The organism is Enterobacter cloacae complex sp. IR53041 (assembly GCF_049238285.1).
Taxonomy (GTDB): domain Bacteria; phylum Pseudomonadota; class Gammaproteobacteria; order Enterobacterales; family Enterobacteriaceae; genus Enterobacter; species Enterobacter roggenkampii.
This window is the reverse complement of sequence record NZ_JBMKHB010000017.1, coordinates 44,338-61,030: the sequence shown is the minus strand read 5'-3', so window position 1 is coordinate 61,030 and position 16,693 is coordinate 44,338. Positions and strand designations below refer to the sequence as shown.

Below are 16,693 nucleotides of genomic sequence, written 5' to 3'. Positions count from 1 at the left end.
CGCAAAATTAATTCAGATAGTGTAGCGAGGCAGTCGTCCGCGCACAAAAGAAAAAGCCGGCGTCAGGGTGCGCCGGCTTTTTTAACAAAAACAGAGGGCTTAGTCTAAGCTCAGCTGCGGCAACACCTCTTTCACCTGCGCCAGGTAATCCGTACGATCTTTACCCGTCAGGCCTTCGGTGCGCGGCAGTTTTGCCGTCAGCGGGTTCACGGCTTGCTGGTTGATCCACACTTCGTAGTGCAGGTGCGGGCCGGTAGAGCGACCGGTATTACCGGAGATCGCAATGCGGTCACCACGCTTCACCTTCTGTCCTGGTTTAACCAGCAGCTTACGCAGGTGCATATAGCGGGTCGTATACGTGCGACCATGTCGTACCGCAACATAATATCCGGCTGCGCCGCTACGTTTGGCCACCACCACTTCGCCATCCCCAACCGCGAGTACCGGTGTGCCCTGCGGCATAGCAAAGTCAACGCCACGGTGCGGTGCGACGCGTCCGGTGACCGGGTTCAGACGACGCGGGTTAAAGTTGGAGGAGACGCGGAACTGTTTCGCCGTCGGGAAGCGCAGGAAGCCCTTTGCAAGGCCCGTACCGGTGCGGTCGTAGAACTTGCCGTCTTCGGCACGGATCGCGTAGTAATCTTTGCCCTCGGAGCGCAGACGCACGCCCAGCAGCTGGCTTTGCTCGCGCTTGCCGTCCAGCATTTCGCGGGACATCAGGACGGAAAACTCATCGCCTTTTTTCAGCTTGCGGAAATCCATCTGCCACTGCATGGCTTTGATCACCGAACTGATTTCAGCGCTGGTCAACCCTGCGTCGCGCGCGCTGGAGACAAAGCTTGCGCCCACGGTGCCTTTGAGAACGCTGTTGACCCAGTCGCCCTTCTGCATTTCGCTGGTCATTTTGAAACCGGTTGCCGTGCGATCGTAGGTGCGGGTTTCACGGCGGGACATTTTCCAGGTCAGACGCTGGAGATCGCCATCGGCCGTTAACGTCCAGGAGAGCTGTTGCCCAATTTTCAGGTTGCGAAGATCTTTATCTGCCGCCGCCAGCTGGCTGATATTGCCCATGTCGATGCCGTACTGGTTCAGCACGCTGCTCAGCGTGTCCCCGGTAGAAACTACATATTCGTGGATACCCGCTTCATTCTCGGTTTTATCGTCCAGTTCATCCTGTGGAATGGCTTCATCTTCCTGAGCAGACTGGTCGATAGGCTCACTGGCTTCAGGCAGCAAAGAGCGGATTTCGCTCTTTTCTAGCTCGATGGTTTTGATGATAGGGGCAGAACTCGGGTGGTAAACATAGGGCCGCCAGACGGCGACCGCTAAGGTGAGTACTGTAAGCGACCCCAGCATGACGCGGTGGGGTCGAGGCAGATTGTTAAATGCCAGGGCGACAGAGCGGGCTATCTGTTGCACGTATTCACTTCCTCGTTAATCTCCTTTCAGGCAGCTCGCATACTGGTTCGCCAGTTGGCTGAGGAACTGCGAATAGCTCGCTTTGCTCAACTGGATATTCGTTCCTAGCGGGTCAAGGGTCCCCATGCGCACGGATGTCCCCCTGGCCACGGCTTCTACGACCGCTGGCCTGAACTGTGGCTCAGCAAAAACGCATGTCGCTTTTTGCTCAACCAGCTGTGTTCTGATTTCATGTAAACGCTGCGCACCAGGTTGAATTTCAGGGTTGACGGTAAAGTGCCCCAGCGGGGTCAAACCGTAGTGTTTTTCGTAATAGCCGTAGGCGTCATGAAAAACGAAATACCCTTTTCCTTTCAACGGTGCGAGCTCATTACCTACCTGCTTATCGGTTGCGGCTAATTGTGCCTCAAAATCTTTCAGGTTGGCGTCTAGTTTGGCTCGACTTTGCGGCATAAGTTCCACTAATTTGTCATGGATTGCAACCGCTGAAAGCCGCGCTATCTCTGGGGATAACCAAAGATGCATGTTGTACTCGCCGTGATGGTGATCTCCATCACCTTTTTCACCGTCGGCAGCATGATGGTCATGTTCATCGCCGTCGTCATCCGTCCCTTTCATGAGTAACGGTTTCACGCCTGGGAGGGCGGCAATCGCGACCTGTTTTTCGCCCGCCACCTGTTTTGCTGACTTCTGCATAAACGCTTCCATTTCCGGACCAATCCAGACAACTAAGTCCGCGTTTTGTAAGCGTTTTACGTCTGAAGGGCGCAGGGAGTAGTCATGCTCGGATGCACCATCCGGGAGCAGAACCTGGGTTTCTGTTACTCCGTCAGCAATGGCTGACGCGATAAACCCGAGTGGTTTAAGCGAAGCGACAACCGCAGCGTTAACATCTTGTGCGGTTGTGCCCCAAAGGGCAGCGGATAATGCTGCGAAAAGAAGCGTATTTTTATGTAACATAATGCGACTAATCATCGTAGTGAATGCGTGGAATGTGATATTATAACATTCGTTGACTTCTTCAAGCTTAAAATGACATGACGACATTGGTTTCTCTTGAAAATATTTCGGTCTCATTTGGCCAGCGCCGCGTCCTCTCTGACGTGTCGCTCGATCTGAAGCCCGGCAAAATTCTGACGCTGCTCGGCCCCAATGGCGCAGGCAAATCCACCCTGGTTCGCGTGGTGCTGGGTCTGGTCGCACCCGATGAAGGCGTGATCAAGCGTGAGGAAAAATTGCGTATCGGCTATGTGCCGCAAAAACTGCACCTTGACGCCACGCTGCCGCTGACGGTGAGCCGTTTCCTGCGCCTGCGCCCCGGCACGCGTAAAGCCGATATTCTCCCGGCGCTGAAGCGCGTGCAGGCAGGCCATCTTGTCGATGCGCCGCTGCAAAAACTGTCCGGCGGTGAAACGCAGCGCGTATTACTTGCCCGTGCGTTGCTCAGCAGCCCGCAGCTGCTGGTGCTGGATGAGCCGACGCAGGGGGTCGACGTCAACGGCCAGGTCGCGCTATACGATCTTATTGACCAGCTGCGTCAGGAACTGAACTGCGCGGTACTGATGGTATCCCACGACCTGCATCTGGTGATGGCAAAAACTGATGAAGTGCTGTGTCTCAACCACCATATCTGCTGCTCCGGCACGCCAGAAGTGGTCTCCATGCACCCGGAATTTATCTCCATGTTCGGCCCTCGCGGCGCTGAACAGCTCGGCATCTATCGCCATCATCATAATCACCGCCATGATTTGCAGGGACGAATCGTTCTGCGTCGGGGAAATGGACACTCATGATTGAACTGTTACTGCCCGGCTGGCTGGCCGGGATTATGCTTGCCTGCGCCGCGGGTCCACTCGGCTCGTTTGTGGTGTGGCGCAGAATGTCTTACTTCGGCGATACCCTGGCGCACGCGTCCCTGCTGGGCGTGGCTTTTGGCCTGCTGCTGAACGTCAACCCGTTCTATGCGGTGATTGTCGTCACGCTGCTGCTGGCGGCCGGTCTGGTCTGGCTGGAAAAACGCCCTCACCTCGCCATCGATACCCTGCTTGGCATCATGGCGCACAGCGCCCTGTCGCTGGGCCTGGTGGTGGTCAGCCTGATGTCCAATATCCGCGTGGATCTGATGGCCTACCTGTTCGGTGACCTGCTGGCCGTCACGCCTGACGATCTCATCGCTATCGCCATTGGCGTTGTGGTGGTGCTCGGGATTCTGCTCTGGCAGTGGCGTAACCTGCTGGCGATGACCGTCAGCCCCGATCTGGCGTTCGTCGATGGCGTGAAGCTGCAGCGCGTTAAGCTGCTGCTGATGCTGGTAACGGCGTTAACCATTGGCGTGGCGATGAAGTTTGTCGGCGCGCTGATTATTACGTCGCTGCTGATCATCCCTGCGGCTACGGCGCGTCGTTTTGCCCGTACGCCTGAGCAGATGGCCGGTGTCGCCGTAATTATCGGGATGATTGCGGTAACGGGTGGGCTAACCTTCTCGGCGTTCTATGACACGCCTGCGGGGCCGTCCGTGGTGCTGAGTGCGGCGGTTTTGTTTATCTTCAGTATGATGAAGAAGACCGCGCAGTAGCGGGTATGTCCCCGGTGGCGCTTCGCTTACCGGGGCTATAAATTATCGCTGCTTACGGCATTGCCGGTGGCGTAATGCCGAAATGATTCCACGCCCGCACCGTGGCCATACGTCCACGCGGGGTGCGCTGCAGGAAGCCCTGCTGGATCAGATACGGTTCAAGCACGTCCTCAATGGTTTCACGCTCTTCCCCGATTGCTGCCGCCAGGTTATCCAGCCCGACCGGGCCACCAAAGAACTTGTCCAGCACCGCCAGCAGCAGCTTGCGGTCCATGTAGTCAAAACCTTCGGCATCAACGTTCAGCATATCCAGCGCCTGCGCGGCGATCTCAGCGGAGATCGAACCGTTGTGCTTCACCTCAGCAAAGTCACGCACGCGGCGTAGCAGGCGGTTGGCGATACGCGGCGTACCGCGGGAACGCTTCGCCACTTCAAACGCCCCCTCTTCGCTCATCTCCAGCCCCATATAGCGGGCGCTGCGGCCAACGATGTGCTGGAGATCGGCCACCTGGTAAAACTCCAGACGCTGCACGATACCGAAGCGGTCGCGCAGTGGAGAGGTCAACGACCCGGCTCGCGTCGTTGCGCCAATCAGGGTAAACGGCGGCAGATCGATTTTGATGGAGCGCGCAGCCGGACCTTCACCGATCATGATATCCAGCTGATAATCTTCCATCGCCGGATAGAGCACCTCTTCCACCACCGGTGACAGGCGGTGGATCTCATCGATAAACAGCACGTCATGCGGTTCGAGGTTGGTCAGCATGGCCGCCAAATCGCCCGCCTTCTCCAGCACCGGGCCGGAGGTGGTGCGCAGGTTCACGCCCATTTCATTAGCAACGATGTTCGCCAGCGTGGTTTTGCCTAAACCCGGCGGGCCAAAAATCAGCAGGTGATCGAGCGCATCGCCGCGCAGTTTTGCCGCCTGGATAAAAATCTCCATCTGGGAACGAACCTGCGGCTGGCCAATGTACTCATCAAGCAGTTTTGGGCGAATCGCGCGATCCACCACATCCTCTGCCTGAACAGTGCCTGCCGAAACCAGGCGGTCTGCTTCAATCATCCTTTACCTCACAATGCAGCGCGCAGCGCTTCACGAATCAGGGTTTCACTGCTGGCGTCCGGTTTGGCAATTTTACTTACCATGCGGCTGGCCTCCTGAGGTTTATAGCCCAGTGCCACCAGCGCGGCAACCGCTTCCTGCTCCGCGTCATCATCCGCCGCAGGCGCACCTGGCGAGGTCAGTACCAGATCGGCCGCCGGCGTGAAGAGATCGCCATGCAGGCCTTTAAAGCGGTCTTTCATCTCGACAATCAGGCGCTCTGCCGTTTTCTTACCGATGCCAGGAAGCTTAATCAGCGCCGCAGGATCTTCACGCTCAACGGCATTCACAAACTGTGGTGCAGACATGCCGGATAAGATCGCCAGCGCCAGCTTCGGCCCGACGCCGTTGGTTTTAATCAGCTCGCGGAACAGGGTGCGTTCCTGTTTGTTGTTGAAGCCGTACAGCAGCTGAGCATCTTCACGCACCACAAACTGGGTAAAGACAATCGCCTCTTTGCCCGCGTCCGGCAGCTCGTAGAAGCAGGTCATCGGCATATGGACTTCATAGCCCACGCCACCCACTTCCAGCAGCACTAACGGGGGTTGTTTTTCAATGATGATGCCTCTGAGTCTGCCTATCACGTGACGCTCCTGCGTTCTGGAAGAAATTAACTGCCGACATAATAAAAAAAGGCTGGATAAACATCCAGCCTGATTTGTCATTATCGTAACCTGCCTCGCGCCAGATTGAGCCGCGATTCGCTCATTTGCATCGCGTTCTGGCTGACGTGACAGTGGGTAATCGCAATCGCCAGCGCATCGGCGGCGTCGGCCTGTGGGTTCGCAGGGAGCTTGAGCAGGGTCCGCACCATGTGCTGCACCTGACTTTTCTCCGCGCTACCGATGCCCACCACCGTTTGCTTAACCTGCCTTGCCGCGTATTCGAATACCGGCAAATCCTGGTTCACCGCAGCGACAATGGCCACCCCGCGCGCCTGACCGAGCTTTAGCGCCGAATCGGCATTTTTCGCCATAAAGACCTGCTCGATGGCGAAATAGTCCGGCTGAAACTGGGTGATGATCTCCGACACGCCCGCATAGATGAGCTTCAGGCGCGACGGCAGATCGTCCACTTTGGTGCGAATACAGCCACTGCCCAGGTAGGTTAACTGGCGTCCCACCTGACGGATAACGCCATAACCGGTGACGCGTGAGCCTGGGTCAATCCCGAGAATAATCGACATCACGCATCTCCTGTAACGGGTTTACACGCTCTCATCAGAGAGTCGCTGCAACCTCATCAGAGATTTCACCGTTGTGGTACACTTCCTGCACGTCGTCGCAGTCTTCGAGCATGTCGATCAGACGCAGCAGTTTTGGTGCCGTTTCTGCATCCATGTCCGCTTTGGTGGACGGGATCATGGAGACTTCAGCGTTGTCCGCTTTCAGGCCCGCCGCTTCCAGCGCATCGCGCACGGCACCCATCTCTTCCCAGGCGGTATAAACGTCGATAGCGCCGTCGTCGAAGGTCACTACGTCTTCCGCACCGGCTTCCAGCGCCGCTTCCATGATCGCATCTTCGTCGCCTTTCTCGAAGGAGATGACGCCTTTTTTGCTGAACAGGTAAGCAACGGAACCGTCAGTGCCCAGGTTGCCACCGGTTTTGGTGAACGCGTGGCGCACTTCCGCAACGGTACGGTTACGGTTGTCGGACAGGCACTCAACCATCACCGCCGTACCGCCTGGACCGTAACCTTCATAAATGATGGTTTCCATGTTCGCGTCTTCATCACCGCCCACGCCACGTGCGATAGCACGGTTCAGGGTGTCACGCGTCATGTTGTTAGACAGCGCTTTATCCACCGCCGCACGCAGACGCGGGTTAGACGCCGGGTCGCCGCCGCCCAGACGCGCTGCCGTCACCAGCTCGCGAATGATTTTGGTAAAGATCTTACCGCGCTTGGCATCCTGTGCCGCTTTGCGGTGTTTGGTGTTGGCCCACTTACTATGACCTGCCATAAAAATATCCTCAAAGAGCGCGCCTTTTCAGGCAGCGTTAATTACAAATTCTTCAATCGCCTGCCGGTTGCTCCACGACTTGGTCAGTGCGGCGGCATCCGCCGCATTCACCCAGCGGTAGGTCAGGTGTTCGGTAAACACGATCTCCCGTTCATGGGGGAGCGCGAGACAGAACCAGGACTCCGTATTGCGCTCGGTACCCGGCGCGTAGCGATGACGTAAATGGCTAAAAATTTCGAACTCCACCGTGCGCTGACAGTCCTTCAGGGTCAGTTGCTCGCGGGCAACGTCAATGGCGACCTCTTCCTTTACTTCACGCGCGGCGGCCTGCGGCGCGGTTTCCCCCTCTTCCAGACTGCCGGTAACCGACTGCCAGAATTCAGGGTCATCGCGCCGCTGCAACATCAGCACCCGCTTCGTGTCTTCTGCATAAATGACCACCAGGACCGAAACGGGGAGCTTATATGTCATATCAGTTTTTCTCTTCCTTCTTCACCACCTCAATGCCCAGCTCAGCCAGTGCGGCCGGGTTGGCAAAGCTTGGCGCTTCGGTCATCAGACACGCTGCAGCAGTGGTTTTCGGGAAAGCGATAACATCACGGATGTTATCGGTGCCGGTCAGCAGCATGGTCAGACGGTCAAGACCGAAGGCCAGACCCGCGTGCGGAGGCGTACCGTATTTCAGCGCGTCCAGCAGGAAGCCGAATTTCTCGCGCTGCTCCTGCTCGTTGATGCCCAGGATGCCGAACACGGTCTGCTGCATTTCACCGCTGTGAATACGCACGGAACCACCGCCCACTTCGTAGCCGTTGATGACCATATCGTAGGCGTTGGCGACGGCCTCTTCCGGTGCCGCTTTCAGCTCGGCGGCCGTCATGTCTTTCGGCGAGGTGAACGGGTGGTGCATCGCGGTCAGGCCGCCTTCACCGTCGTCTTCAAACATTGGGAAGTCGATAACCCACAGCGGCGCCCATTTGCTCTCGTCGGTCAGATTCAGGTCTTTACCGAGCTTCAGACGCAGCGCGCCCATCGCATCCGCAACGACTTTCTTGTTATCTGCACCAAAGAAGATCATGTCGCCGTCCTGCGCGCCGGTGCGCTCCAGGATCGCTTCCACGATGTCCGCGTTCAGGAATTTCGCAACCGGGCTGGTGATACCTTCCAGCCCCTTCGCACGCTCGGTCACTTTAATATAGGCCAGACCTTTCGCGCCGTAGATCTTGATGAAGTTGCCGTAGTCGTCGATCTGCTTACGGCTCAGAGCCGCTCCGCCCGGTACACGCAGCGCGGCCACGCGGCCTTTGGCGTCGTTAGCCGGACCCGCGAAGACCGCGAACTCCACGTTTTTAACCAGATCAGCTACGTCCACCAGCTCCATCGGGTTACGCAGGTCGGGTTTGTCAGAGCCGTAGCGACGCTCGGCTTCCGCGAAGGTCATGATTGGGAAATCGCCCAGCTCAACGCCTTTCACGTCATTCCACAGGCTACGTACCAGGGCTTCCATCACTTCACGCACCTGCTCGGCGGTCATGAAGGAGGTTTCCACATCGATCTGGGTAAATTCAGGCTGGCGGTCAGCACGCAGGTCTTCGTCGCGGAAGCATTTCACGATCTGATAGTAGCGATCGAAGCCGGACATCATCAGCAGCTGTTTGAACAGCTGTGGAGACTGCGGCAGCGCGTAGAATTTGCCTTTATGGACGCGGGATGGCACCAGGTAATCGCGCGCGCCTTCCGGCGTGGCTTTGGTCAGCATCGGGGTTTCGATATCGAGGAAACCGTGGTCATCCATAAAGCGACGCACCAGGCTGGTGATTTTCGCACGGGTTTTCAGGCGCTGAGCCATCTCCGGACGACGCAGATCCAGATAGCGGTATTTCAGACGCGCTTCTTCAGTGTTGACGTGGTTGGAGTCCAGCGGCAGCGCTTCAGCACGGTTGATGATCGTCAGATCGGACGCCAGCACTTCAATGGCACCCGTCGCCATGTCGGCGTTAACGTTTTTCTCGTCACGCGCACGCACGGTGCCGGTGACCTGAATGCAGAACTCATTACGCAGCTCAGAGGCCAGCTTCAACGCATCTGCGCGATCCGGATCAAAGAACACCTGAACGATACCTTCGCGGTCGCGCATATCGATGAAGATAAGGCTACCAAGATCACGACGACGATTGACCCAACCACACAGGGTGACCTGCTGTCCGACGTGGGACTGACGCAGCTGCCCGCAATATTCTGTACGCATGAGATATCCCTTAATTAGCCGCAGGCTAAATGTCGCCTGGTATGCAGGCTACTATGTCGCAGCTTTCTGTATGTCACAACTGGATGAAAAAAGGCGGCTATTATACTGGAAATTCCGCCGGACGATAAGAGCGAACCACGGCCAGGCGGTCGTTTGCTGCACTCTTATTGCGCATTCTCACAAAAATTAACAAAATTATGCGACCAATAACAGGCCATCGCGTCGTATGGTGTGTGGAAGTGATTCATTTAACGGGAGTAACGATGTTAACCCTTGATGCCAGCAAAACCGCGCTTGTGGTGATTGATTTACAGGAAGGCATTTTGCCCTTCGCCGGTGGCCCGCACACCGCGGACGATGTGGTCAGCCGCGCCGCCCGCCTGGCGGAAAAATGCCGTGCCAGCGGTGCGCCTGTTGTCATGGTGCGCGTCGGCTGGTCTGCGGATTACGCCGAAGCGTTAAAACAGCCCGTTGATGCCCAGGCCCCTACACGCGCCCTGCCTGAAAACTGGTGGACGTACCCGGCCTCACTCGGCAAACGCGACGGCGATATTGAAGTGACCAAACGCCAGTGGGGCGCCTTCTACGGGACCGATCTCGAGCTGCAGCTCCGCCGTCGCGGCATTGACACGATCATCCTGTGCGGCATTTCCACCAACATCGGCGTGGAGTCGACTGCCCGCAACGCGTGGGAGCTGGGCTTTAATCTGGTGATTGCCGAAGATGCGTGTAGCGCGGCCTCGGCGGAACAGCACCAGGGCAGCATGACGCACATCTTCCCGCGCATCGGTCGCGTGCGCAGCACGGACGAGATCCTTAGCGCGTTATGATGTATGTGGGCCTGCCCCAGTGGTCGCACCCGAAATGGGTGCGTCTGGGCATCACCAGCCTTGAGGAGTATGCCCGACACTTCAACTGCGTCGAGGGTAATACCACCCTGTATGCGCTCCCTAAAGCCGAGATTGTTGCGCGCTGGCGGGAGCAAACAACCGACGACTTCCGCTTCTGCTTCAAGTTTCCGGCGACCATTTCTCACCAGGCCGCGCTGCGAAACTGCGGTGAGTTGACCGACGAATTCTTTGGCCGGATGGCGCCTCTGGCAAACCGCATCGGCCAGTACTGGCTGCAGCTTCCGGCCACGTTTGCTCCGCGCGACCTGCCTGCGCTCTGGCAGTTCCTGGATGCCCTGCCCCGGGAATTTACCTACGGCGTGGAGGTTCGACACCAGGACTTCTTTGCGAAAGGCGAAGCGGAAAAAGCGCTCAACCGCGGCCTGCTTGAGCGTTCCGTTAACCGTGTGATCCTCGATAGCCGTCCGGTGCACAGCGCGATACCGCATAACGAGGCCATCATTGAAGCTCAGCGTAAAAAACCGAAAGTGCCGGTCCACGCCATCGTGACCGCGAAGAACCCAATGGTCAGGTTTATCGGCAGCGATAAAATGCCGCAAAACCAGGCAATGTTCGCCGTCTGGCTGGAAAAACTGGCCTCGTGGGAACACACCACCACGCCGTATCTCTTTTTGCACACGCCGGATATTGCCCAGGCCCCTGAACTGGTCGATGCTCTGTGGCAGGCCTTGCAGGCTGCGGTGCCATCCGTGGGCAGCGCCCCTTCCATCCCACAACAATCTTCTCTTTTCTGATATCACCCCCTATCATAGGGAAGTGCCATCTGCCAAAAACAGGGAGTTTGTATGGTCAGCGCGCTGTACGCGGTGTTAGGTGCATTACTGCTGATTAAGTTTTCATTTGACGTTGTGCGCCTCAGAACGCTCTACCGCGTTTCTTACGGTGACGGCGGATTTTCCGAGCTGCAAAGCGCTATCCGCATTCACGGCAATGCGGTCGAATACATCCCCGCGGCCCTCATCCTGCTGCTGTTTATGGAGATGAATGGCGCAGAAACCTGGATGGTGCACATCTGTGGCCTGCTGCTTATCGCTGGCCGCCTGATGCATTATTACGGCTTTCACCACCGCTTAATCCGCTGGCGTCGTTCCGGCATGAGTGCAACCTGGTGTTCGCTTTTGCTGATGGTGCTGGCTAACCTGTGGTATATGCCGTGGGAGTTGGTTTTCTCCCTCCATTAGCGCACAATACGCCACTTTATTTTTCCCGGATTTTTACGTTATGTCAGATCGCGACACGCTTTTTTCCGCGCCTATCGCCAGCCTGGGCGACTGGACCTTCGATGAACGGGTAGCCGAAGTCTTCCCGGATATGATCCAGCGCTCTGTTCCCGGTTATTCCAATATTATCTCTATGATCGGCATGCTGGCTGAGCGCTTCGTTCATCCCGGCACGCAGGTCTATGACCTGGGCTGCTCGCTCGGCGCGGCAACGCTGTCGGTACGTCGTAACGTTCATCACGAAGGCTGCCGAATCATTGCCGTGGATAACTCTCCGGCCATGGTGGAACGCTGCCGTCGCCATATTGACGCCTACAAAGCCCCTGTTCCGGTTGACGTGGTGGAAGGCGATATCCGTGAGATCGAGATCCAAAACGCCTCGATGGTGGTGCTGAATTTCACCCTGCAGTTCCTGGTGCCGGAAGACCGCCAGCTGCTGCTGGACAAAATCTATCAGGGGCTGAATCCTGGCGGCGCGCTGGTGCTCTCGGAGAAATTCAGCTTCGAAGATGCCGAGGTTGGCGAGCTGCTGTTCAATATGCACCACGATTTCAAACGGGCGAACGGCTACAGCGAGCTGGAGATCAGCCAGAAGCGCAGCATGCTCGAAAACGTGATGCTGACGGACTCCGTAGAAACCCATAAGGCGCGCCTGCGTCAGGCCGGATTTGAGCATAGCGAACTGTGGTTCCAGTGCTTCAACTTTGGGTCTCTGGTGGCGCTGAAAGCGGGGAAACCCGCATGATCGCGTTCAGCAACTTCTATCAGCTGATTGCCAAAAATCACCTCTCCCACTGGCTGGAGACGCTGCCTGCGCAGATTGCCGCCTGGCAGCGGGATCAGCAGCACGGTCTGTTAAAGCAGTGGTCAAATGCGGTGGAGTTTCTGCCGGAACTGACCCCGCATCGTCTGGATCTCCTGCACAGCGTCACCGCAGAGAGTGAAGAACCGCTTCCGCCAGGGCAGATCAACCGTATCGAAACGCTGATGCGCAACCTGATGCCGTGGCGTAAAGGGCCGTTCTCGCTGTACGGCGTGAACATCAATACCGAATGGCGCTCAGACTGGAAATGGGATCGCGTTCTGCCGCACCTTTCCGACCTGACCGGGCGCACCATTCTGGACGTGGGCTGCGGTAGCGGCTATCACATGTGGCGCATGATTGGCGCGGGCGCGCATCTGGTGGTCGGTATCGACCCGATGCAGCTGTTCCTGTGTCAGTTTGAAGCGGTACGTAAGCTGCTGGGTAACGACCAGCGCGCGCACCTGCTGCCGCTGGGTATTGAGCAGCTGCCCGCACTGAAAGCCTTTGATACCGTGTTCTCCATGGGCGTGTTGTATCACCGCCGTTCCCCACTGGAGCACCTGTGGCAACTGAAAGATCAGCTGGTCAGCGGCGGCGAGCTGGTGCTGGAAACGCTGGTGATCGAAGGCGATGAACATGCCGTTCTGGTACCGGGCGATCGCTACGCGCAGATGCGCAACGTTTACTTCATCCCTTCCGCGCTGGCTCTGAAGAACTGGCTGGAGAAATGCGGATTTGTGGATGTGCGAATTGCCGATGTCAGCGTGACCTCTATCGAAGAGCAGCGCCGGACCGAGTGGATGATCACCGAATCGCTGGAGCAGTTCCTCGACCCGGCCGATCACAGCAAAACCATTGAAGGCTATCCGGCCCCGATGCGAGCGGTGTTGATTGCGACGAAGCCGTAGCCTGTTAGCCGGGTGGCGGCTGCGCCTTACCCGGCCTACTCCCGATTTCCCAGGTCCGGTAAGCGAAGCGCTACCGGGCGCAGGAGAAAAAAAGGCCCCTGTGTAATTTGCAGGGGCCTGGTACAAGCAAGCATCATATTGGGCGACATGATGCGCGGTAAAAATCGGTACGTTGCTACACGTGATGGCGCTCAATCAGCGACTTCATTTCCGCAACCGACTCTCCCTCTACGCCGTAGCGTGAATACTCATCCGCTTCAGCATCCGTCGACATTGACAATCCTGTATTGCGATAACGCATGGGTGACGGCATCCATTTGCCTGCCGAGCTGTGCAGCTCTTCTACCCCGGCGTTTAAAAACCGTTCCAGATTGCTGGCACGGACTCCCGCACCCGCCATTATTATTGGAACACCGGAATGTGCTTTTAGTTCCGTAATTAATTGCAGTCCTTTTTCAGCGGACGGCTGTTGACCCGATGTCAGAATGCGCGCCACGCCAAGTTCTCCAAGCGTTTCAAAGGCCTGAAGCGGATCTCTACACATATCAAATGCGCGATGAAAAGTGACGGCGAGCCCCTGCGCGGCGCTCATGACCTGACGCATGCGCGGGAGGTCGATATTGCCGTCTTCATCCAGCAGGCCGGTGACCAGCCCGGGGAACCCCAGGTCGTGCACGAGGGCGATATCATCAAGCATGGCACCGAACTCGCCCGCCGTGTAACAAAAATCACCGCCGCGTGGACGAATAATCGGGTGAACGGGAATCGTGACGGCCTGACGGGCAGCCTTCAGCACGCCGTAAGAAGGCGTCAGCCCGCCCTCTTTGGGTGCCGCACACAGTTCAATGCGGTCAGCCCCGTAATTTTGCGCGGTGACGGCACACTCCACGCTGTAACAGCAAATCTCCAGCAGCGCCATGTAATCCTCCTTAAATTCCACCAAACGCACCATCATGACACGCCGTCTGTTTTCAGTCCCGGCGGGAACTCACATCTCTTGCGCCTCACTGGCAACGATCTGCTCAATGGTCCAGGGATGAAACTTCACCGTGACCTGCCCGTCCGTGACGGCCAGCGTCGGGTTGGGTAACCGCTCGCGTTCGCCTTTGGGCGAACTGGTCTTCACAAAAATCCCCGGCTGGCTTAAGCCTTCGTCAGCTAACAGGGCCAGCGCGCGCGCGTTTAATGTTTCCGGCTCACCCGGCAGGACAATTTCAATGTGCTCCCACCCTTCGTGCGGATAGCGCTTCTCGCCCGGCCACGGCAGTTCAACCACGGTGAATTGCCAGTGGGCCACGTTCACCGGCTCACGCAGCCTGAACAGGCAGATGGGGCGACCGTTAATGATATTCTCGGACAGTAACTCGCCGCACTGTTCAAATCCGCGACGCCAGCGCTCTGCGGTAGCATTCTGATGGCAGCGCAAAGAGATGTGATCGGCCTCGAGCGGCGCGATATCCAGGCCGAGACGGGTGGCAAGTTCTGTGAACGCCTGGGTGAAGCGCGGTAAATCTGCGGAAATATCATGCAGTTCGTCAATGGATTGCCAGTTCGCCATAAGTCACTCTCTTTTCGTGTCGCAAAGCCGCTAATTTACTCTGTTGCTCTGTTTTGACCAACCGCAGAATCCGGCTTTTTACGACTGCATGTTTATGCACACCTTCTTAGCCTGGATTCTGAGCGATCTTCAGGCCCCGCGATGCTGACGGCAGAAGGCATTTGCAGTATACTCCCGCCCTAAATTCTCTAACTGGCGCGGGTGGTTGTGAGCCCGCATCAAAAAAGTAAGGTATCCAGGTGAATATTCAGGCTCTTCTCTCCGAAAAAGTCAGTCAGGCACTGATTGCCGCAGGCGCGCCTGCGGATTGCGAACCGCAGGTTCGTCAGTCAGCAAAAGTACAGTTTGGCGACTATCAGGCTAATGGCGTGATGGCAGTGGCTAAAAAACTGGGTATGCCGCCGCGACAGCTCGCTGAGCAGGTACTGACGCATCTGGATCTCGCCGGCATTGCCAGCAAAACCGAAATCGCCGGCCCGGGCTTTATCAACATCTTCCTTGAGCCTGCCTTCCTGGCAAGCCACGTTGACGCGGCGCTGAAATCCGATCGTCTGGGTGTTTCCCAGCCGGAAGCGCAGACCGTCGTGATCGACTACTCTGCCCCGAACGTGGCGAAAGAGATGCACGTTGGCCACCTGCGCTCCACCATCATCGGTGATGCCGCGGTGCGTACGCTCGAGTTCCTCGGTCACAAGGTGATCCGCGCGAACCACGTGGGCGACTGGGGTACCCAGTTCGGGATGCTGATTGCTTACCTGGAAAAACAGCAGCAGGAAAATGCGGGCGAAATGGCGCTGGCGGACCTGGAAGGGTTCTATCGCGAAGCCAAAAAGCACTATGACGAAGATGAAGCCTTTGCCGAGCGCGCGCGCAGCTACGTGGTAAAACTGCAGGGCGGCGATCAATACTTCCTCGAGATGTGGCGCAAGCTGGTTGACATCACCATGTCGCAGAACCAGCTTACCTATAACCGTCTGAACGTCACCCTGACCCGTGACGACGTGATGGGTGAAAGCCTGTATAACCCAATGCTGCCCGGCATTGTGGCGGACCTGAAAGCGAAAAACCTGGCGGTTGAGAGCGAAGGCGCAACGGTGGTGTTCCTTGATGAGTACAAAAACAAGGAAGGCGAACCGATGGGCGTGATCATCCAGAAAAAGGATGGCGGCTACCTCTACACCACGACCGACATTGCCTGCGCGAAATACCGTTACGAAACGCTGCACGCCGACCGCGTGCTGTACTACATCGACTCCCGTCAGCACCAGCACCTGATGCAGGCGTGGACCATCGTGCGTAAAGCCGGGTACGTACCGGACAGCGTTCCGCTGGAACACCACATGTTCGGCATGATGCTGGGTAAAGACGGCAAGCCGTTCAAAACCCGTGCGGGCGGGACCGTGAAGCTCTCCGACCTGCTGGACGAAGCGCTGGAACGCGCCCGTCGTCTGGTGGCCGAGAAGAATCCGGACATGCCGGCCGACGAGCTGGAAAAACTGGCGAACGCCGTGGGTATCGGCGCGGTGAAATACGCGGACCTGTCCAAGAACCGTACCACCGACTACATCTTCGACTGGGATAACATGCTGGCGTTTGAGGGCAACACGGCGCCGTACATGCAGTACGCTTACACCCGCGTGCTGTCGGTCTTCCGCAAAGCCAATATCGACGAAAGCGTGCTGGCGAATGCCACCGTGACCATCACGGAAGATCGTGAAGCGCAGCTGGCGGCGCGTCTGCTGCAGTTCGAAGAGACGCTGACCGTGGTCGCGCGTGACGGCACGCCGCACGTGATGTGTGCTTACCTGTACGATCTGGCGGGTCTGTTCTCCGGCTTCTACGAGCACTGCCCTATTCTCTCTGCGGAGAATGAATCGGTCCGCAACAGCCGCCTGAAGCTGGCGCAGCTGACGGCGAAGACCCTGAAGCTGGGTCTGGATACTCTGGGTATCGAAACCGTAGAACGTATGTAATACAAAAACCCGGCAA

18 protein-coding genes are annotated in these 16,693 nt (G+C 57.3%); 8 read left to right on the top strand and 10 right to left on the bottom strand.

What is annotated here, in order from left to right:
• Positions 1 to 99 precede the first annotated feature (99 nt).
• Both mepM and znuA read right to left on the bottom strand, forming a co-directional pair.
• Positions 100 to 1,419, bottom strand: coding sequence for a murein DD-endopeptidase MepM (gene mepM, locus ACOTXF_RS13630; protein WP_232926576.1), 1,320 nt, complete (start codon positions 1,417 to 1,419; stop codon positions 100 to 102).
• Positions 1,420 to 1,434: 15 nt separating this feature from the next.
• The gene (gene znuA, locus ACOTXF_RS13625) at positions 1,435 to 2,379 is read right to left on the bottom strand and encodes a zinc ABC transporter substrate-binding protein ZnuA (RefSeq protein WP_025910050.1); all 945 of its coding nucleotides are present in this window, start codon (positions 2,377 to 2,379) and stop codon (positions 1,435 to 1,437) included.
• A 77-nt stretch (positions 2,380 to 2,456) separates the two neighbouring features.
• On the opposite strand from znuA, the gene znuC reads away from it, so the two are divergent.
• Both znuC and znuB read left to right on the top strand, forming a co-directional pair.
• A complete protein-coding gene (gene znuC / locus ACOTXF_RS13620) occupies positions 2,457 to 3,212 on the top strand; it encodes a zinc ABC transporter ATP-binding protein ZnuC (RefSeq protein WP_008500451.1) in 756 nt (251 codons plus the stop codon).
• A complete protein-coding gene (gene znuB, locus ACOTXF_RS13615; protein WP_021240439.1) occupies positions 3,209 to 3,994 on the top strand; it encodes a zinc ABC transporter permease subunit ZnuB in 786 nt (261 codons plus the stop codon). Before znuC ends, znuB begins: the two co-directional genes overlap by 4 nt.
• Positions 3,995 to 4,046: 52 nt before the next feature.
• On the opposite strand, the gene ruvB is transcribed toward znuB, so the two are convergent.
• The 6 genes from ruvB to aspS all read right to left on the bottom strand — a co-directional run bounded on the left by ruvB (position 4,047) and on the right by aspS (position 9,302).
• Positions 4,047 to 5,057, bottom strand: coding sequence for a Holliday junction branch migration DNA helicase RuvB (gene ruvB, locus ACOTXF_RS13610; RefSeq protein WP_008500449.1), 1,011 nt, complete (start codon positions 5,055 to 5,057; stop codon positions 4,047 to 4,049).
• Between the two features lie 8 nt (positions 5,058 to 5,065).
• Positions 5,066 to 5,680 (bottom strand): Holliday junction branch migration protein RuvA, encoded by a 615-nt coding sequence (gene ruvA, locus ACOTXF_RS13605; protein ID WP_008500448.1) that lies wholly within the window; start codon positions 5,678 to 5,680, stop codon positions 5,066 to 5,068.
• A gap of 80 nt (positions 5,681 to 5,760) precedes the next feature.
• Positions 5,761 to 6,282 (bottom strand): crossover junction endodeoxyribonuclease RuvC, encoded by a 522-nt coding sequence (gene ruvC / locus ACOTXF_RS13600; RefSeq protein ID WP_003859749.1) that lies wholly within the window; start codon positions 6,280 to 6,282, stop codon positions 5,761 to 5,763.
• Positions 6,283 to 6,316: 34 nt separating this feature from the next.
• Positions 6,317 to 7,057: a YebC/PmpR family DNA-binding transcriptional regulator gene (locus ACOTXF_RS13595; protein ID WP_008500447.1), complete on the bottom strand. Its 741-nt coding sequence runs from the start codon at positions 7,055 to 7,057 to the stop codon at positions 6,317 to 6,319.
• Positions 7,058 to 7,084: 27 nt separating this feature from the next.
• Complete coding sequence (gene nudB / locus ACOTXF_RS13590) at positions 7,085 to 7,528, bottom strand: dihydroneopterin triphosphate diphosphatase (protein ID WP_008500446.1); 444 nt, start codon at positions 7,526 to 7,528, stop codon at positions 7,085 to 7,087.
• Between the two features lies 1 nt (position 7,529).
• On the bottom strand, positions 7,530 to 9,302 hold the full coding sequence (gene aspS, locus ACOTXF_RS13585; protein WP_008500445.1) for an aspartate--tRNA ligase: 1,773 nt from the start codon (positions 9,300 to 9,302) through the stop codon (positions 7,530 to 7,532).
• Positions 9,303 to 9,565: 263 nt separating this feature from the next.
• Between aspS and ACOTXF_RS13580 the strand changes: the two genes are divergently transcribed.
• The 5 genes from ACOTXF_RS13580 to cmoB are packed head-to-tail and all read left to right on the top strand — an operon-like array spanning position 9,566 to position 13,146.
• Positions 9,566 to 10,132, top strand: a complete 567-nt coding sequence (locus ACOTXF_RS13580; protein ID WP_048962831.1) for a hydrolase — start codon at positions 9,566 to 9,568, stop codon at positions 10,130 to 10,132.
• Positions 10,129 to 10,947: a DUF72 domain-containing protein gene (locus tag ACOTXF_RS13575; protein ID WP_047747374.1), complete on the top strand. Its 819-nt coding sequence runs from the start codon at positions 10,129 to 10,131 to the stop codon at positions 10,945 to 10,947. Before ACOTXF_RS13580 ends, ACOTXF_RS13575 begins: the two co-directional genes overlap by 4 nt.
• A gap of 51 nt (positions 10,948 to 10,998) precedes the next feature.
• Positions 10,999 to 11,394, top strand: coding sequence for an MAPEG family protein (locus ACOTXF_RS13570; protein ID WP_021240443.1), 396 nt, complete (start codon positions 10,999 to 11,001; stop codon positions 11,392 to 11,394).
• A 40-nt stretch (positions 11,395 to 11,434) separates the two neighbouring features.
• On the top strand, positions 11,435 to 12,178 hold the full coding sequence (cmoA, locus tag ACOTXF_RS13565) for a carboxy-S-adenosyl-L-methionine synthase CmoA (protein WP_047747372.1): 744 nt from the start codon (positions 11,435 to 11,437) through the stop codon (positions 12,176 to 12,178).
• Positions 12,175 to 13,146 (top strand): tRNA 5-methoxyuridine(34)/uridine 5-oxyacetic acid(34) synthase CmoB, encoded by a 972-nt coding sequence (gene cmoB / locus ACOTXF_RS13560; protein ID WP_032652494.1) that lies wholly within the window; start codon positions 12,175 to 12,177, stop codon positions 13,144 to 13,146. Before cmoA ends, cmoB begins: the two co-directional genes overlap by 4 nt.
• 175 nt (positions 13,147 to 13,321) lie before the next feature.
• Here cmoB and cutC read toward each other — a convergent pair whose 3' ends face one another.
• Together cutC and ACOTXF_RS13550 are read right to left on the bottom strand one after the other, a co-directional pair.
• Positions 13,322 to 14,065 carry a copper homeostasis protein CutC gene (gene cutC, locus ACOTXF_RS13555; protein WP_047722443.1) on the bottom strand — a complete coding sequence of 248 codons (744 nt, stop codon included), beginning with the start codon at positions 14,063 to 14,065 and terminating at the stop codon, positions 13,322 to 13,324.
• Positions 14,066 to 14,134: 69 nt separating this feature from the next.
• A complete protein-coding gene (locus tag ACOTXF_RS13550; protein ID WP_039266608.1) occupies positions 14,135 to 14,704 on the bottom strand; it encodes a VOC family protein in 570 nt (189 codons plus the stop codon).
• A 239-nt stretch (positions 14,705 to 14,943) separates the two neighbouring features.
• Here ACOTXF_RS13550 and argS point away from each other — a divergent pair, with 239 nt between their 5' ends.
• The gene (gene argS, locus ACOTXF_RS13545) at positions 14,944 to 16,677 is read left to right on the top strand and encodes an arginine--tRNA ligase (protein ID WP_008500436.1); all 1,734 of its coding nucleotides are present in this window, start codon (positions 14,944 to 14,946) and stop codon (positions 16,675 to 16,677) included.
• Positions 16,678 to 16,693: the final 16 nt, after the last annotated feature.